General features: G+C 51.5%; 16 protein-coding genes. 8 read left to right on the top strand and 8 right to left on the bottom strand.

The genetic code is table 11. The features are described from left to right. Positions 1–47: 47 nt before the first annotated feature. The 3 genes from SH449x_RS27050 to SH449x_RS27040 form a co-directional block, all read right to left on the bottom strand. The gene (locus SH449x_RS27050) at positions 48–476 is read right to left on the bottom strand and encodes a hypothetical protein (protein WP_482379198.1); all 429 of its coding nucleotides are present in this window, start codon (positions 474–476) and stop codon (positions 48–50) included. 118 nt (positions 477–594) lie between these two features. Further along, positions 595–1,014: a hypothetical protein gene (locus tag SH449x_RS27045; protein WP_482379197.1), complete on the bottom strand. Its 420-nt coding sequence runs from the start codon at positions 1,012–1,014 to the stop codon at positions 595–597. Between the two features lie 110 nt (positions 1,015–1,124). Beyond that, positions 1,125–1,415: a hypothetical protein gene (locus SH449x_RS27040; protein WP_482379196.1), complete on the bottom strand. Its 291-nt coding sequence runs from the start codon at positions 1,413–1,415 to the stop codon at positions 1,125–1,127. Between the two features lie 281 nt (positions 1,416–1,696). Between SH449x_RS27040 and SH449x_RS27035 the strand changes: the two genes are divergently transcribed. The 3 genes from SH449x_RS27035 to SH449x_RS27025 all read left to right on the top strand — a co-directional run bounded on the left by SH449x_RS27035 (position 1,697) and on the right by SH449x_RS27025 (position 4,990). After that, positions 1,697–2,350, top strand: coding sequence for a phage integrase N-terminal SAM-like domain-containing protein (locus tag SH449x_RS27035; protein WP_482379195.1), 654 nt, complete (start codon positions 1,697–1,699; stop codon positions 2,348–2,350). A 231-nt stretch (positions 2,351–2,581) separates the two neighbouring features. Continuing rightward, complete coding sequence (locus SH449x_RS27030) at positions 2,582–3,772, top strand: integron integrase (protein ID WP_482381858.1); 1,191 nt, start codon at positions 2,582–2,584, stop codon at positions 3,770–3,772. A 126-nt stretch (positions 3,773–3,898) separates the two neighbouring features. Beyond that, positions 3,899–4,990 (top strand): hypothetical protein, encoded by a 1,092-nt coding sequence (locus SH449x_RS27025; RefSeq protein ID WP_482379194.1) that lies wholly within the window; start codon positions 3,899–3,901, stop codon positions 4,988–4,990. A gap of 73 nt (positions 4,991–5,063) precedes the next feature. On the opposite strand, the gene SH449x_RS27020 is transcribed toward SH449x_RS27025, so the two are convergent. Beyond that, on the bottom strand, positions 5,064–6,428 hold the full coding sequence (locus tag SH449x_RS27020) for a SulP family inorganic anion transporter (RefSeq protein WP_482379193.1): 1,365 nt from the start codon (positions 6,426–6,428) through the stop codon (positions 5,064–5,066). 301 nt (positions 6,429–6,729) lie between these two features. Here SH449x_RS27020 and SH449x_RS27015 point away from each other — a divergent pair, with 301 nt between their 5' ends. Then, positions 6,730–7,329, top strand: a complete 600-nt coding sequence (locus SH449x_RS27015; protein ID WP_482379192.1) for a DUF6677 family protein — start codon at positions 6,730–6,732, stop codon at positions 7,327–7,329. Between the two features lie 71 nt (positions 7,330–7,400). Further along, a complete protein-coding gene (gene larE / locus SH449x_RS27010) occupies positions 7,401–8,252 on the top strand; it encodes an ATP-dependent sacrificial sulfur transferase LarE (protein ID WP_482379191.1) in 852 nt (283 codons plus the stop codon). Here larE and SH449x_RS27005 read toward each other — a convergent pair. Then, positions 8,200–9,120, bottom strand: a complete 921-nt coding sequence (locus SH449x_RS27005; protein ID WP_482379190.1) for an ABC transporter substrate-binding protein — start codon at positions 9,118–9,120, stop codon at positions 8,200–8,202. The genes larE and SH449x_RS27005 overlap by 53 nt on opposite strands. A 182-nt stretch (positions 9,121–9,302) precedes the next feature. Here SH449x_RS27005 and SH449x_RS27000 point away from each other — a divergent pair, with 182 nt between their 5' ends. Beyond that, positions 9,303–10,535: a redoxin domain-containing protein gene (locus SH449x_RS27000; protein WP_482379189.1), complete on the top strand. Its 1,233-nt coding sequence runs from the start codon at positions 9,303–9,305 to the stop codon at positions 10,533–10,535. A gap of 210 nt (positions 10,536–10,745) precedes the next feature. Here the strand turns inward: SH449x_RS27000 and SH449x_RS26995 are convergent, their stop codons facing one another. Continuing rightward, positions 10,746–11,624, bottom strand: coding sequence for a M28 family metallopeptidase (locus tag SH449x_RS26995; RefSeq protein WP_482379188.1), 879 nt, complete (start codon positions 11,622–11,624; stop codon positions 10,746–10,748). A gap of 212 nt (positions 11,625–11,836) precedes the next feature. On the opposite strand from SH449x_RS26995, the gene SH449x_RS26990 reads away from it, so the two are divergent. Both SH449x_RS26990 and SH449x_RS26985 read left to right on the top strand, forming a co-directional pair. Next, positions 11,837–12,598 (top strand): HesA/MoeB/ThiF family protein, encoded by a 762-nt coding sequence (locus tag SH449x_RS26990; RefSeq protein WP_482379187.1) that lies wholly within the window; start codon positions 11,837–11,839, stop codon positions 12,596–12,598. 17 nt (positions 12,599–12,615) lie between these two features. Beyond that, positions 12,616–12,930, top strand: coding sequence for a ubiquitin family protein (locus tag SH449x_RS26985; protein WP_482379186.1), 315 nt, complete (start codon positions 12,616–12,618; stop codon positions 12,928–12,930). 411 nt (positions 12,931–13,341) lie between these two features. On the opposite strand, the gene SH449x_RS26980 is transcribed toward SH449x_RS26985, so the two are convergent. After that, on the bottom strand, positions 13,342–14,493 hold the full coding sequence (locus SH449x_RS26980; protein WP_482378499.1) for an IS110 family RNA-guided transposase: 1,152 nt from the start codon (positions 14,491–14,493) through the stop codon (positions 13,342–13,344). A gap of 300 nt (positions 14,494–14,793) precedes the next feature. Continuing rightward, on the bottom strand, positions 14,794–16,620 hold the full coding sequence (locus tag SH449x_RS26975; protein ID WP_482379185.1) for a diguanylate cyclase domain-containing protein: 1,827 nt from the start codon (positions 16,618–16,620) through the stop codon (positions 14,794–14,796). Between the last annotated feature and the right edge of the window lie 125 nt (positions 16,621–16,745).

The following is a 16,745-nucleotide window of genomic DNA, read 5'->3' as shown; positions in this document are numbered from 1 at the left end:
GACCCGCATGCTAGGTGGTGTGGCAGGGGTCCGCAGCAATGCGGCCCCTATGCCGATCCATTGTTACGTGAAATATCAGTTGAACGCGCGTTTGCATTGCGTGCAAGCGATATACGCACCATTTCGGCAGCTAAATAGGGAGTTGTTGCTAATCCACTTACGCGAGCATTGTGCCACGGAGCTTCCGAGTCCGTCAACAAATACGATACTTCGATTCCATCTACTGTAGGTTCCAACATCACTAAAGTTGGGAGTTCATAGCTGTCACCTGCGATCAAACGTAGTCTGTAGTGGGAGGTAACGACAAAGACAGGCGGCAAGTCTATAGCAGTGCGAATATGTTCGAGGCAGACTCGCATGAAGTCGAGCATATCGGGCGTCACTCGATCGCCTTCGCGTTTCCGCTCAAGAGACTCCCGTGCGTAGAAATCGTAGACGGATTCGGGTGATTGTGCTGAGATTCTGATCAGTTCCATGCGATAGCCAGTTAAACAGCAGCAACTTTTGTCACGTAACGACCAAAATCACCCGGTTGCCGCCAAGTGATTCTGACTTCAGGAAACGCCCGATCGGCAACTCGGGTGCATTTTTTTGTTACCCACGGCTCCCTTTCGATGCATTGTAGAAGTCGTAAGGGAATTTTGAGTCTTCACACAAGGTTCTATAGAAGGCGGTAATTGAGTCGGCCACCTTGACGCCGATATTTCTCAGATCTTCATCGTGCATTCGTTCATGATCAATGTACCATACCGACCCAATCTCGTGAGCGCGTAAGCTCAGCGCTATCGGATCGCCGTTTGCGCAACCTCCTACGATTGCAAATTCATGGCTCGCAGGATCAACGTGCATTCCGTTCGTCTCCCAAAGGTGAACGATGTCCTCTGGCGTATAAAGGCAGTCAGTGCGCACAGTCTTGTCGCCAATTGGAATTGCAGCAATCCGCTCGATCTCCGCGAGCGCATCTTCACCGATGCCCTGTTTATGTCCCCAATCAAGGAAGTCGTTGTAAGCCATATGAATTTGCGTGGGTAACGACAAAAATCACCCGGTTGCCGCCAAGAGACGTTGATTTAAGGAAACGCCCAAGCGGCAACTCGGGTGCATTTTTTGGTTCGGCTTTTCTTTCATGATTTGGGCATTTCACACAGCTCGGCCGAACCACCATGAAGGATCACTGGATGTTGTTCAAGTAAGTCCAAGAGTTTCTGCTTATCTTCTGAATCAAATCGCATATAGCCCACGATATGGCTGGTCGAGTTTGCTGAAATGACGTCCCCGATAAGCACTCTTTTTCCGATCTCGCTACCCCCTTTAAAGTGGCCACTTTGCTTCGCTATAGTGATGAAGCGTTCCCATTCGTCCGAGGTCGAATCGGTCTTGGTGTTATTTTGGATAAGAAGGATATATTGAGTCATGTTGTTGCCGAACTTGTAATTATCCCGGCTTCGGTACCGGGAAAGCCGTTATTGTCGGGTGTTATCCCCGGAAGTCAAACATTTTTTCCTCACTCGATTGGAAACCGGGATAATTATTATCCCGGTTTCCACTATCGTCCCCCTCTAATGTGGGGGGTGAGCAGACTTTTTCTGTTTTGATGCAATTTAACGGTTGCCCCCGGGTTGCATCTGCCGCCCGTTGCCGCCAAACTCGAGGCAACTCTAAATGGATTGTATTGACCTTAATCGCGAGGGACAAAATGGTCGACTCCAAACGCTTCTCCTCCTCTGAGTTTCATCGCCGTTCTGAAAGCCAGGACAAAACAGAAAAGTATGCGAAGATCTGGTTCGCGAATTTAGCAAAGTTCCACAAAACACCTGCTTCCAATTCTTGGTCTTACGAGAAATCCGACGTGATCGAATTTCTTCGGGACCGTATGAATTCGGGCGTTCCTACTTGGAAACGTCTGAAAATCGTCGAAGGGCTCATCTGGCATCGCGTCCATATCCAACGCCGTACTCCCGACTTTCTGCTAGACCTGGAAAAAATTCTCAAACGCTACGTGGTGAAAGAGAAGATTGAGGCAATGCCCAACCAGGATGAGATCGAGGGGATTGTTGGCAAGATTAATCCGAACGAACCAGATGTCATTCAACAGCTTCGACGGGTCATGAGAGCCAAAGGGAATGCTTACAACACGGAAAAAGCTTACGTGAAGAAGGTTCGAGCCTTTATGGCCGAGCGGAACCTTAAAACGCTAGCTGATTTTGATTCCATAACGAGCAGGGACGTGGAATCCCATCTCACCGACCTTGCTGTCGATGGCAACGTTGCTGCTTCGATCTTAATTCGGGCCGCAGATAGAGGGAAGATGCCGCAGGCTTGCCCTGCGGAGCTTCACGTTTCTCGCTAAGTAATAGCTCATCCAACGCTCCCCCCTCCTCCCGGTTCGGCGGCTTCGCCGCCGAACCGGGAGGAGGGGGAGAGTCTCCACCTATTTAGCGAGAAACGTAACATTCCCCACGTCAAGCGTGGGGCATTTCCACAAAATAGGTCAATTCGCAGAACAGCCACCCATCGCGATAATTACCCGATAGAATCCATTCCAATGAAGCTTGTCGCCGGCCCGTGTTAAGATCAAAGCCTGTTTCTGTTCGAACATGTGCTTAAGCGGGATTTTGGTTCGATTGAGGCGATACGCTCCACCAAAGCGACTCGGATACCGACAGTATTGAGCCAAGCGGAAGTATCCCGAGTGCTTGAGCATTTATCTGGAAAGTACGCGATCATCGGACGATTGCTCTATGGATGTGGTCTTCGACTTACAGAGTGCTTGAGACTGAGAGTTAAAGATTTGGATTTCGATCGAAGACTCATCGAAATCCATAGTTCCAAAGGAGAAAAGAGCCGATTTGTTCCCTTTCCCGAGCAGCTGGTAGAGCCGCTACGGCAGCTCGTCTCGCAGCGAACGACTCTTCATGAACGTGATGTTGAAGATGGTGTTGCCTCGGTCTGGCTACCTTTTGCTTTGGAGCGCAAGTACCCCAATGCGAATCGCGAACTGAAATGGCAATTTCTTTTTGCTTCGCATAAGCTTTCCAGAGATCCCAAGACCGGTCGAATGCACCGACATCACATTCACACCGACACATTCCCCGATCAGCTTAAAAAGGCTGTTGATGCGTGTAAACTGCCAAAGCATGCGACCTCACATACGTTTCGGCATTCGTTCGCAACCCATCTATTGCAGTCTGGCACGGACATCCGAGTGATTCAAGAGTTACTCGGGCACAAAGATATTGCGACAACCATGATCTACACCCACGTCCTGGCACGCCCCGATCTGAAGATCACCAGTCCGCTTGATCATCTACCGCAATCGGTCGAGGTTAGTAAAGCGGGGGCAAAGGCTTCTAAGCCGAGAATTCCATTGGATCGAAAGGTTGTGAATATGCTCAGCGATCTTGGGTCAGATCAAGAAACCAAGGTGCAGAAGCGGGTAACGGTTGCGAAACGGGTTGCAACGCAGGAGTCTAGAGGGAGAGAGGATGCTGTACGTGTAAACCGCGAATCGGCAAGCGATGAGGGAACGGGACAGGACGGTTTGTTGGTGAATCCGGCTGTATCGGAGGATGTGAACTCGCAACCGGCGACGACACCTACGCGGTTGATGAATTGGTTTCGCGGTGTGGCGAGGAGGATGGTTAGTTGTGTGAAGGGGCGATTGACCGCTTGCCCAGAAGACTGCGAGGAGAACCATCACGCATTTCGTTCCCCAGGGCGTGCCACCTGGACTGAAATGGCACAGGAGGGTCCTCTTGTGGCTGAACGATGAGGAGGTCGCGTGGGAGGGACGCATGGAATAGAATAAAGGAGCAGCGGGTCGACTTGCGGCTTCGAATCGCAACGAATCCAAGCCCTACTGCTATCATTATCCCCTCCCCAATAAGCCTACCCATAAATGTTGATCCAAGTTGCCTGGTTGATACTCTGCCAGATAGTTCTACTTGTTCCCACGATTGACGATGCGACTTTGTGGGAACGAGATCAACGGGACTTGCTCTTTGATTTCAACAATATGTACCAACCGTGTGTTGTGGAAACAGGTGGTGACTACCGATACAAAATGTGGTTTTTTGGATGGGCCGCGGCTCAGACTAATCCTGGTTGGCCAGGCTGCGACGCGATCTTCCATGCACGCTCGAAAGACTTGCTGAATTGGGAGATCTACTGCGGGAACGATCAGTGGGACAACACTATGAACTCTAAGGTCTGGCAGCCTGTTTTGACCGCCAGTGAGCGATGGTACGAAGCTTGGCATGTCGGAGACCCGTCGGTCGTCTTCCGAAAAGGTAAGTTCTATATGGCTTACAGTGCTACATCGAAACACTTCAGCAAACGCGACGGATACCCCGCAACGATGGTTCAATGCGTCATGGGGGCGGTCTCCGACGATGGAATCCATTGGCGAAAGACGAAGCAACCACTCCTCTTTCGCGAGGGTGACACGCCGGATCCGATGCCTGAACCAAGTCGGATTGGTGACTTTCACCGTCCATCACTCCTTTGGGACAAGGGGAAATGGCGTCTGTGGTTCGATTATTGGATCCCAGGTCAAGGAGTTTGTATGGGCTATGCAGAGAACTCGGCAGGGTTTGGTTCGGAGGGGGGCTTTCAAATCCAGCACGATCTGGACAAGCCTCTCCTGCGAGGTTGGCCCAATCCTGACGTAATCCGGATCGGCAAGACGTACCACTGTTTCTCGGATGCGCCGGGATTCCCTGGAAAGAAGGGGTGGGCAGGACGACAGATCCGAGAAGCGGTCTCGAGTGATGGGGTCTCTTGGAAACTGCTTGATTTCGTCCCGCCAGACGATGACGCAGATGCGAATCACGTCCCCCAAGCATTCACGACAACCATCGATGGAAAAGAATGGCTCTACCTGTTTTACTCAACTCAGGTTGGAAACAAACGCAATGACGGAAAGTACCACTTTGAATACGACCGGATTCGTGCCATGCGTCGCCCGATCTCAAGCGACAAACTAAACTGACCAACGAGAGAGAATGCCTCCACAAAGCACGCTGCTTCCAGACGACTTTATGTGCAAAGGGTTTTCCAAAACTCTAATCCTGAGGGGATTCTGCGTTGTGAGTTTGCGGCTTAGGAGGTCGACTTTCAAAAAAGGGAAATGCAATCGCATACAGAATTAACGCACTCAAGACACCGGTCAGAAAATCGGTTAGTGGGACCATGACGGCCGTATAAACCATAAGTCCCGCATGCAAGCGGCTTTGCCCCCAAACGTAGCTTATCTCCCTCCACTTGATCATATTGCCAGCGACCCAAAGAAGAATCCCTGCGATGCATGCCATCGGGACATACTCAAGATATCGGGCCAGAAAGAAGACCAACGCTAACTTCAAAACCCCCTTGAAATAGCCCGCAATCGGAGTAACAGCGCCTGCTTTAATACTGGTTGCTGTTCTGGCTAACGCTCCAGTACAAGGGAAACCATTAATGAGCGGGGTGATGATCTGAACCAGCCCCTGCCCCCAAAGTTCTTTATCTGGATTGAATGGAGTTTTGCGATTGTCGGCCAAGCGATCCGCCATTGTCGAACACAGGACGCTTTCCACCGCAGAAACGAAAACGATGGCAAATGCGAAGTAAGCGATATCGAACACAACCCCTGTCGTTAACGCTGGCAAATAGGGAGGGGTGAACACGAAAAAATCAGTAGGAATCCCTCCCGGAAACACATCTTTGATAAGGGCCACACGTCCGGTGGGAAAAAGGAAAACAGCGATCAAGGTGCTGGCTCCCATAGCGATAAGCGGAGCCGGTATGTAAATCGAAATCTTCAATAAGCCTCGAGTCAGAATAAAGGTCAAAACAGCCAAGCTAAACGCGAAGTAATTGAACTGGCTTGCGTTCTCGATCAGTGTGCGTCCCTTGTTAACGATGCTACCTTTGATAGGTAACTCAACCCCTAACGCTTGACCGATATTCGACAATGCGATAACGATCCCGATGCCGACGGTAAAGCCAACCACGATTGAGTCAGGGACATGCTTAGCATATTGACCCATTCCCAATACACCCATAAGCATCAAAACGAGTCCTGCAACGATGCTTACGAGAACCAAGAATCCGTGGGCTTGTTCCGTGCTTCCGCCCCCCGCTTCGCCATACTTGTAAATGAGAGCAGCGATGAGCGGAATGAATGCCGCCGTAGGACCGTAGACCTGGTACTTGGAGCCGCCGAAAGTCCGACCGACTAGGCATGCAATCGCACCGGCAATGATTCCTTGTTCCGGCCGGAGCCCCATGGCGATGGAAAACCCCATGGCCATGGGAATCGCGGTCATTGCAACGATCAGCCCCGCGCTAAAGTCGCGGTATAGGATACTCTTCCATTTGTCCTTGGTGAGATCTTCAAAGCGACTGTCGAAGAACGTAAAGAATTGCGATAAACGCTTGGAGATCATGTGCGGTGCAACAGAGTTGTGGGGAGTAAACCGTACCGGAATTACAGTCTATCCCATTATTGCAGCCAGCGAAGCGCCGGTGAAACTCGGCAAGCCATTCTACCGCTCCTGGTTTTCACAGCATCACGCGATTGCCCTGTATTTTTCCCCGAGAAGTATGTCGGGAACTTTGATTTGACATCGATTTGCTGTGGTGAAAAGATCGAATGATAGGTTAAAATCATGGCGTTTCCCCAAAACGTATTACCGCCGCAAGCTCTCCCGCTAAAGCGTGGATTTGCCCAAAATATTAGGAATTTGAATGAGTGCATCCTCCGGATCAGGCCATATCGTTCACGTGGATGAATGCGCAATCGACCTCAAGAATCGATACTTTGCCGCGTTGCTTGCGTTTCTGGTTCCGGGGGCTGGACATTTTTATCAAGGCAGGACGAACAAAGCCTATTTATTTTCCGTTTGTATCCTGGGGCTCTTTTTCTTCGGGTTGTACCTCGGCAAGGGCAGGGTGGTTTACGCATCGACTGCTGCTGAGGATTTTCGGCTGTTGCATTTTCCGGCCCAAGTCTGCGTGGGGGTGCCGGCATTCCCGGCCGTCTATCATTTCGCTCGAGGTAGCAAGATGAATCAATCTGCAATGGAAAATGATTTTGAATCTCAGTCTACCCCGGAGTGGAAATGGTCCGAGTTTATGGCCCCCCCCAAGGATCGCACCCAGTTATCGCAATGGCACCATCACGCATCGGCTGGATTCGAGTTAGGTTCGTTGTTTACGGCCGTAGCGGGTTTGTTGAACCTTTTGGTAATCTTCGACGCCTTTGGCGGACCGATGCCCTTGCCGCAACCAAAGTCTAAAGAGAAAGAGGGAGACACAGACTCGAAGCAAGGGGCTGATCCGAGTTAGTCTCTTACAACTACCTCACGCATGATCCAACTCACGCTTGATCGGAAGGCGATAAAAGTCCTACGTAAACCATGACGTCGCTACCCGCGCTTGAATCAAAAGATTCCCAAACCCAAATTGAGATTGGCCAGCTCCGAGAACTTGTGATGAGCTACGGAGACTCTGTTGTGGCTCTGTCAGGTGGTGTGGACAGTGCCGTTGTCGCAGCCGTCTGCCACTCTGTATTGGGTGATCGAGCAGTAGCGGTTACCGGCCTCGGGCAAGCTGTCTCGCAATCAGAGCTGGAATCTTGCCAAAAGGTTGTAGATCAAATCGGTATTCGGCATGTCATCGTCCCAACGAACGAAATCGAGAATCCCAATTACGTACGAAACGATTCCAATCGATGTTACTTTTGCAAATCGACGCTCTACCATGCGATCAAAAAATGGGCGATTCCGAACGGGTTTCATACACTAGTGTCGGGTACCAACCTCGATGATTTAGGAGACCATCGCCCCGGACTCAAAGCCGCAGCGGAAAATCTTGTGCGGGCACCACTCGCAGAGCTCGGCCTAGGCAAGCAATCTGTTCGCAACATGGCACGCACGCTCGGCTTGATCGTAGCAGAGAAACCCGCTTCGCCATGTCTCGCCAGTCGAATCGCCTATGGTCAACTTGTGACTCCTGAGAATTTGCGACGGGTCGAAAACATGGAGTCGTGTTTGCAGGAGCTTGGTTTTCGTGACGTGCGAGCCAGAATACATGGCGACCAACTCCTGCGACTCGAACTGCACCAAGAAGACTGGAGTAAGCTCTTGGATCACGAGGTTCGTGATGCGATTAACGACGCAGCAATCAAGATGGGTTTTCTGTTTGTGACCATGGATCTTATGGCACGTCAAAGCGGTTCGCTGAATCGTGTGCTCCCGATTTTGCAATAGCGCCCCTCGGTCCGGAAAGCCGATCGCAAAGGATCTCTGCGGCTTCAATGAGTCTTGGTCCGGGGCGATTAAAATAGGCGTTACCGTCCATGATATGAACATTCCCCGAACGGACTGCCGCCAACTCGATAGCCGGGTTCGCTTTTAGGAAGCGATCGAAATCGTTCTGAGTCTTAGTCTTGTTGTAGCCGCAGCAGGCAACGATCAAATGCTCAGGATCAGCCTTGCGCAGGTCATTCCAATCGATTCGCTGTGACTTTTCTCCCTTGCGACCAATCAGCTCCTGTCCGCCAGCGTATTCCACAATCTCAGGATTCCAATGGCCTGCGGAGAACAACGGATCGAGCCACTCGAGTAGGACCGCCGTCTTCGGCGCAACATTTCGCTTTTTGGCCATCAATAGATCCAATCGTTCACATAGTTCTTTATATGCGTTCATTCCACGTTCGGGCGACTCGAGCATGGCCGCGACCTGCTTTAGCGAATTCAATACGTCAGCTAGCGACGTGGGGGACAGCGCGATTAATCGCGTCGAGGGAGACAAAACCTTCATGACCCCCGACAACGCATTCGAAGAGACCGCGCAGACATCGCAAATGGTTTGCGTAATGATGAAATCTGGGGCGAGTTCCAAGAGACGGTCTGATTTGATTCCGAACAATCCGTCAGCCGTTCCCGCATTCTCGACTGTCAAAGCGTCGATCTGCGCACTGTCAACTCCCGCAGGGATGCGGGAAAACGTGAGTTGCTCGATTTGCGCTACGCTGGATGGAAAGTCGCACTCATGTGAGATCCCAATCAAACTGTCTTCGAATCCCAAAAGTGCAACGATTTCTGTGGCTGCTGGGATCAAGGATACGATTTTCAAAGCAAATACCACCATTTAGAACAAGTAAAACTGCGGGGGCGAGTTCACTTGCCTTTTATGAGCCTCCCTAATTCGTTATCATACGGGGGGAAAGGCTGGGTTTTGGAACTCGGTAGGAGTTCGTAATAGAACTGCAACGGGGAGCTCTGCCAATAGTGTCCAATCTTTACGGAGTTTCCTTCGTGCGTAAAAAGTTTTTTTCGCTGCTTTTGGCGATCGCGGTTTCTTTAGTTCCAGGTTCTTTGCCGTTGCAGGCACAGAATGAACCCACGCTAACCATCGGGTCTAAGGCGCCTGAGATTGATATCGAGCATTGGGTCAGCCTAGGCAATGACCGATTCAAAGCGATCAAGAGCTTTGAAAAGGATAAGGTCTACGTCGTAGAGTTTTGGGCCACGTGGTGTGGACCGTGCGTTCAAAGCATGCCCCACCTAGTAGAGATGCAAAACAAGTTCGCTGCAAAAGGCGTACAGATCATCAGTGTAAGCGATGAAGATCTCGAAACGGTCGAAGGCTTCTTGAGTCGTAAGGTGCGTGGCAGCCAAGAGGGTGATAAAGCATCTACCTACGGCGAGCTAACCAGTGCTTACTGCTTGACGACCGATCCGGACGGTTCGGTTCATTCTGCTTACATGAACGCTGCTGGCCAAAATGGTATCCCATGCTGCTTTATCGTGGGAAAGACTGGCCAAATCGAGTGGATTGGTCACCCGATCGAGATGGACGACCCGCTTGCTGCCGTTGTGGATGGCACATGGGATCGAGACGCATTCGCGTCCGAGTTTAAAGCGATGCAGCGGATCGAATTTTTGGCTAATCGGATTATGCGAATGCCGAAGGAAAAGGCGCTGGAAGCCATTGAACAAGCTCGCACGGACGCCGGGGACAACGAAGTCCTCAAGCAACAACTCGATCGCCTCGTACTACAGGTTGAATTGCAGGGTCTCGGACCATTGATGCAAAAGAACGATATCGAGGGAGCGATGAAGTTACTGGATGAGCTTGCAACCCGAAATGCAGAGTTTGGCGAACAAGTACTGAATATTAAAATGATGATTTACTCCCAGGTTCAGGACTACGCCGGCATGGGTAAAGTGCTCGCAAAGGCTGCCGAGTCCGATGATGGCATGATGCTCAACATGATGGCTTGGAACGCATTCGAAATGCTGGCCCAGATGGACAAGCCAGCACCAGAATTGCTAAAGGGTGCCATTGTGGCGGCTGAAAAGGCGGTCAAGGTTATGCCCGAGTCCGGTGCGACTCTTGATACGCTATCGCATTTGGTTCACATGGCCGGCGATTTAGATCGAGCGATCGAATTGCAGAGTAAAGCCGTAACCTTGGAGGATGGCGACCAGGAAGAAATCAAGCAATTTCTTGAAGAGCTTAAGAAAGAAAAAGCTAACAAGAAGTAAGCTCGGTTGAGCAGTGAATCCCGCTGGCTTGCGACTTGTGGGAATAGGCCTGTGTCAAAGGGAAACATGCCGTAACAGCGCAGAGCCTTGTTACGGCCTATGGCCTCTGAACTTGTTTTCATACTTCTTAGTTCGAACTTCATCCGCCCTGGGGGCCGCAGCGTTGGGCGTTGCCCGTGCGGTCAAACGACCATGGCTGGAAACATTCCGCTAACGGGCCAGATGCCGTACGGCTGCGGCGACTCCGAGCGTTACTTGCTCCATGGTCGGATAGTCTAGGGTCTCAGGGGTGTCGGTCGAGCGGTGATAGTTTGGGTTTCGAAGAAAGCTCGTATCTGTAAGCATGAGGGCTGGATAACCTTGGTCCCAGAACGAACTGTTATCGCTCAACCGAATCTCATGGATTCGTTCAGGCAAGCAGATCGAAAACAATGGCATTTCGCGAGCACCTCTCTTAAACCCACGTCGAAACTGCCAGCACAGTTTCCAAGATGCAAGATTTCCTACAGCGGTTAAAAAATCTCCGCGTGAGGGAAAGAATCGTCGCAGCCATCTCGGGATCAGCGGAGGAATTCTTTGCGAATTTGCCTCCTTGGTGTAGTAACCGACCATTTCCAGGCACAACATGCCGACTATCTTATCTCCACGGCGATGCGACTCGCGAGCGTGAACTTGGCTCCCCATCGAATCAAGCGAAAAGTAAGGAGGTTCCTCACAAGCAAAGGCGACGAATCGAACGCTTCGCTTGCAATCCTGTTCGGCAAGCAACCGACTAACCTCGAGCAGCACAGCGACTGCCGACGCATTATCGTCTGCTCCTGGTGTGGAGAGTACCGTGTCGTAGTGAGCACCGAGCAAGACAATCTCTTCAGGGCGTGCTGTCCCACGTTTCTCAACAACTAGATTGCAGGCCTCATCGCCGAGTGCATCAAAACTTTCACTCTGCACATCGTAGCCCATCGATTGCCATTGTCCTTCGATGTAGCCAATCGTCGCTTCTATCGTTTTTGGTTTCTTCAGGTATCGCGGCCCAATCAATCCCGCCAATCGATCAACGTGAAGTCGTAAATGGCTTTCGATCGGTGTCATGGTCGACTAGACTATTTTCGCGTGGTATTCTCTCACTGGCTACTGTAGCATTGAATCCCGAATGTTTTCTCACGTCCAGGCCGACACTTGAGCCGCCCCCCGAATTAATGTCAAGATTCCGCGAATTTTCCCAGTTGGTCTTATTGCTCCATGTACTCGTCAGCTGACTTCACTACATTACAGCCTCCTCCGCACCTGATGACGAACTAGATATGGACGACGAAATCGCACTTCCTGAGCTGACCGAAGAAGAACGTTCTGTTTACGAATGGCAGATGTGGGTTTCGGATTTCGGGGAAGAGGGACAGCGCAAGCTCAAGAACGCGTCGGTTCTGATATCCCGATGTGGTGGTGTCGGAGGGTTGGTCGCTTTGCAGCTTGCAGCGGCCGGAGTCGGCAAGATGACCATCGCCCACGCTGGGAATGTGCGTCCGAGCGATCTGAACCGCCAGCTATTGATGACTTATGATTGGATTGGAAAACCAAGGGCAGAGTCCATTCAGCGGCGACTGGCCGAACTCAACCCTCGCATGGACCTGACGGTGGTGAGTGAGAACATCAGTGATTCCAACGCAGAAGTACTCGTAAATGAAGCGGACATCGTGATCGATTGTGCCCCTTTGTTTCAGGAACGTTTTGCCATGAATCGACAATGCGTTCTACAACGCAAACCGCTCGTAGAGTGCGCGATGTATGAACTCGAAGCGCAAATCACATGCATACAACCTGGCACAACCCCGTGCCTGGAGTGTCTTTATCCCGAAATTCCCGCCAACTGGAAGCGTCAGTTTCCGGTTTTTGGGGCCGTTTCAGGCACGATTGCCTGTATGGCAGCAATGGAAGCGATCAAGATTTTAGCTAACTTTGGCAAGCCGTTGTTTGGCAAAATGTTGAGGTGCGATCTCGGCGCTATGAGCTTTAGAACGTTAAACATCGAGCGCCGAAAAAATTGCCAGTGTTGCGGCCACATCTGAAACACAAGGAAACATCCATGAAAGATTCCGTCGATCAGAAAGAGCAATCCTCGATTCAAATCACTTGGTGCATACCGAGTCTATTCCGGCAGCATACGGATGGTCATTCCGAAGTCCAAGTGGAAATCTCCGAACCCGAAGTATTACCCGCGTTGAAAATTTTGGTTGCAAAATATCCGGGCCTCGCCAACCATTTTTCCGACGAGACCGGAAAACCACAGTCCTACATTTCCATCTTTCACAATGACCAACAAGTTGTCGACATTGGGCAGGCAAAAACACTGCGAGATGGTGACGAATTGCTCCTCGTGCCCGCGTTATCCGGTGGGTAATGCGAACGCGGAAAGAAATCTACCGCAAGATGCAGGAACGGCCTAAACAGTCATTACGCTTACATTGCGTTTAACCTCTATGAAAAACGGATAACGTCAAGTAGTCGTGAACGATTTTTTTCGCGGAAATGCTCAGTGTTGTTCCATTCGGTAATCCCCTTCCTCTATCCGAGCATCTCCCAGTTATGGGATAGCCCATTTGGCTGTTTTCGAAAGAGGGAAAGGCTGCCCCATCCGCAGACGAGCCCCATGTTGATTGTGGCCCAGGTTAAACTCGAGCTCACCTTTCCCCGAAGATCACTGAATGTCTTACTGAATTTTTCCTTGATTAAATCGTTACGCTTACTAACTTAAAAAACGCCTGGTGAAACGGAGTGTGGCTCTGCTGGGAAGCAACCTCACAAGGGATAATCAGGTCAGGGCGGGGGAATCTCGTCGAGCCTGAGGAGCTTTCTTCAGGCTCTTTTTCTTGGGTGACGGCTCGGATTTAGATGAGATTCTATCGACCCTGCCATCCCTTAAAAAATCCATGTTCGGAGTGAAGTCCGCTCTCCAAAGGTGAAACAACTTTCGCACCCAACGATTGGCCACAGCAGCCACGGCCACGTTGCGGTGTTTGCCCTGCGAGATCAGCGAGTAGGCCAGCTTTTGCCAGGACTCGTCATAGCGAATCAGACGGTGTGCTAACTCGATCAACAAGCAACGCAAGTCTGGATTACCGGCGCGGATTAAACCCGCATCGGCTTGCCTAGCACCACTGCTGGCATTGCGAGGTGTCACACCACAGAAACGGGCCAACTGCTTTCCTGTCAAGAAGCGGTCGACACGGCCAATCTCAGCCCTCAACGTCACAGCTGTGATTAGTCCAACCCCTTTGAGCTTAAGAAGCTCGACAATCACAGGATCGTCTTTGGTTTGTTCGGAGATTTGCGCCTCGGTCGCTCCGATGCGTTCGGTCAAGGAATTGAGCTCTATCAGGTGGTCTTTGAGCACCCATTTGTCCGAAGGACTCAGTGAGGCTCCTTGTTGTAGCCACGCCAACCAAGGCTTGCTCCAAGCCGTAACAGGCTCTGGACACTTAACGCGATTCTCGCGTAACAAGCCACGGATGCGTAGCTTGGTTTCAGTGCGTCGTTTGACTAATTGGCCACGGTGCCGCACCAGTCGGCGCAGTTCACGCAGATAGCTGGGAGCTAGCCAAACCTTGGGCAGGTAGTTGACGCGTGATAGATCGGCAAGCATTTGTGCATCACCGAAATCGGTTTTGTCAGGAGAGCGTTTCATGCGGTTAACGTAACCGGGATGGGCTAACTGAACGGGCAGGTTGTATTGCGTTACCAGCTCGTCGGCTAAGTTCGCAGCTCCGCAACACGCTTCCACACCAATGCGAAGAGGGGTACCGAACTGGGTAAGGGTACTAAAAATCAGAGGTGTAGAATTGGCGACCGAGCGGTTGAGAAGTTTCTTGCCATCCTGGTCCAGAACGCAGACTTGCACGGAATCTTGATGGTAATCTAACCCGGCGAACACAGGAATTTGCGGGAAATCTAGAATTTGCGACATGATGGAACTTTCAGGGATTTGGGATAGAATGGAAGCAACTTGCTGCACCACAAGGATTATGGGCTAACTGCTCGATTGTAATTCGAGGTGCAGCAAGTTGCTTTTTCATACCTATCCGCACTGGCAACGCCCTGCGTTTAGGGCTCCATCGCCCTCACCGCCCGTCATTCTACCCAGTTGTCTCCCTCCGCCGTTACTTTCGGATTTCATCGCCGCAGGCGACTCCCCGGGCTCGCTTCGCATTGCGGGAGTCACCGTACGCCTTGCGGCGTTACGCTGTTATTTTGCGTGCTTACAGAATTACGAATTACCAGATTTCACCTGCGCAAATAACGCTGCGATATCGTCGGACGACGCTTTCTCCGAGAGATCTTCGGCAGGTAGGGCGGGCGTAGCAGGTTTCGATTGCGTCTCTGTCTTTGATGCAGTAGCACTTGTGGCGGGGGATGAAGCCGCTTTGACCGTCGCGAAAAGGCTTGCGATATCGTCTGCGGTAGCCGTCTCGGAAGGATCGTCTACTACCGGAGAAGATTGGGGTGCAGGAGGTGGCGTTTGCGACGAAGCCGAACCTCCGCGTGCCATTCCAGATTGAACCGCCTTGAATAGCTCTGCGATATCATCCGTGGTGGTGGTCTCTGAGAGATCTTCGACTTCTGCGACGAATTCTTTTTTGGTAGCCTTGGGTTTTGGGTTGGCAGAAGTCGGTGATGATGGTTTTGCTTGTTCGCTTTGCACGGCTTTGAACAACTCGGAGATATCATCAGAGGATACCGTCTCGGACATATCATCTAGCTCTGAGACGCTCGCACTCGGTTTCTTAGCGGGAACGGGCGTAGCTGCGGGAGCAGCGGAAGGTGTGGCTGGTTTCTTCGTCGCAGCAAACAACGCGCTGATGTCGTCTGCGGAAACCAGATCCGACTCTGATTTACCACCAACCTGCGCCGGAGAGGCCCCCGAATCTTTAGAAGTCGCCTGCTGCACCTGGGGAGATTCAGGGACCGAATCGCCACTAGCCGCGTTCTTGCCGTTCTTTTTGATCTGCGCGAATAGGGCTGCGATTTCTTCGTTGCTAGCGACGGCCGATACGTCTGCCGCTTTGCTTGGTTCCGACTCCACTTGCTTCGAAACTAGCGGTCCGTCGTCTTGACTGGTATTGGTTTCAGAATTGGCCTCCCTCGCTACTGCGTTTTCCAGCTCGCCTGCTGTTAAGTTTGCACTTTCTTTTGCCAACTCCGCAGGAGACTCAGCGTTCGTTTCCGTGTTGCCCGAGGCTCCTCTCGCACGGTTTCCGCGATTACCATTTTTGTTGGATCTCGGTTGGCTTCGGTTGCTGCGTGGAATTTCTTCAGACCAGTCGGCGCCTCGCTTCAGAACGCATTTCTGGCTACTCTGACTAGCCAATGCCGCCCCCTCCTCAAGGCTTCCCAGGGCATCATCCGGGGAACCAATCTCATCGGCGAGATCTACGCAGCTCGCAACAAAAGGCACCTTGTTGGATTCGGACGCAGCTGTTGTTTCGTCCTCATCTGCGGGGGCATTCGCGACTTCCATAGCCTCAAGGCTCATCGATGGATCAAGATCAAAATTCACCAGCACGAACCGATCCGGAGGTAGCCGAGCGATAATTGCCCGATGAGCGTACTCGTCGTTAAGCTTCTTACCAATCTCTCGCAGAGTAAGCTCGACATTCATCGCCCCCGATTCCCGAACGCGTTCCGAGTAATCCTCGATCGAGATCATCGATAGGAAAGACCCTGCCCGCAATTCGCTGGGCAAGGAAAGCCATCTGGTCAGAAACAGATCAAAAAAAGACCGGTTGTAAGTACCGCTTAAACGGTCGAGCCAATTCAGACGATCAACGCTGCTCAAATCGTCCTCGGGAAACTCCAGCTCTGGCGGTATCGGCTGCAGGGCTCTGTGGGCCGCGAGAACCGCTAGGCCTTGGTTAAGCTTCCAAGCCATGAAGAGCTTTTTCAAATCTTCCATCGAGTCCCTGGAATCCCCCCCCTCGGATCCTTTAGACGGCGTCCGTTTTTCCGGGAACGCGAAAGCTAGCAATAGCAATGCCGCTGTTACCTCCGCAGCTATGCATAGATTTTCGACCGTAATGAATCTTGACCAAGACATAGATCGCGGACCAAAGGGAAGGCGGAGTGAGCCATCTTTATTCTATCGGGCAGATTGTAGGGAAACCTTTTACTACCCCGCTTCAAGTAATGTGAAACACGCAGATTGCGATGGTAAATTCCGAG

Origin of the sequence: Brakhagea baltica (assembly GCF_052161605.1) — a bacterium.
Classification (GTDB): domain Bacteria; phylum Planctomycetota; class Planctomycetia; order Pirellulales; family Pirellulaceae; genus JBKCUI01.
Note: the sequence above shows the minus strand (reverse complement) of the source record. Positions and strands in the feature narration are given on the sequence as shown.

Excerpts from the sequence above, each read along its gene's own strand:
- SH449x_RS26990 (WP_482379187.1), top strand. The coding sequence starts at position 11,837 with ATGGACGACGAAATCGCACTTCCTGAGCTGACCGAAGAAGAACGTTCT.
- SH449x_RS26985 (WP_482379186.1), top strand. The coding sequence starts at position 12,616 with ATGAAAGATTCCGTCGATCAGAAAGAGCAATCCTCGATTCAAATCACT.
- SH449x_RS27020 (WP_482379193.1), bottom strand. The coding sequence starts at position 6,428 with ATGATCTCCAAGCGTTTATCGCAATTCTTTACGTTCTTCGACAGTCGC.
- larE (WP_482379191.1), top strand. The coding sequence starts at position 7,401 with ATGACGTCGCTACCCGCGCTTGAATCAAAAGATTCCCAAACCCAAATT.
- SH449x_RS27040 (WP_482379196.1), bottom strand. The coding sequence starts at position 1,415 with ATGACTCAATATATCCTTCTTATCCAAAATAACACCAAGACCGATTCG.
- SH449x_RS27015 (WP_482379192.1), top strand. The coding sequence starts at position 6,730 with ATGAGTGCATCCTCCGGATCAGGCCATATCGTTCACGTGGATGAATGC.
- SH449x_RS27045 (WP_482379197.1), bottom strand. The coding sequence starts at position 1,014 with ATGGCTTACAACGACTTCCTTGATTGGGGACATAAACAGGGCATCGGT.
- SH449x_RS26995 (WP_482379188.1), bottom strand. The coding sequence starts at position 11,624 with ATGACACCGATCGAAAGCCATTTACGACTTCACGTTGATCGATTGGCG.
- SH449x_RS26975 (WP_482379185.1), bottom strand. The coding sequence starts at position 16,620 with ATGTCTTGGTCAAGATTCATTACGGTCGAAAATCTATGCATAGCTGCG.
- SH449x_RS27035 (WP_482379195.1), top strand. The coding sequence starts at position 1,697 with ATGGTCGACTCCAAACGCTTCTCCTCCTCTGAGTTTCATCGCCGTTCT.
- SH449x_RS26980 (WP_482378499.1), bottom strand. The coding sequence starts at position 14,493 with ATGTCGCAAATTCTAGATTTCCCGCAAATTCCTGTGTTCGCCGGGTTA.
- SH449x_RS27025 (WP_482379194.1), top strand. The coding sequence starts at position 3,899 with ATGTTGATCCAAGTTGCCTGGTTGATACTCTGCCAGATAGTTCTACTT.
- SH449x_RS27050 (WP_482379198.1), bottom strand. The coding sequence starts at position 476 with ATGGAACTGATCAGAATCTCAGCACAATCACCCGAATCCGTCTACGAT.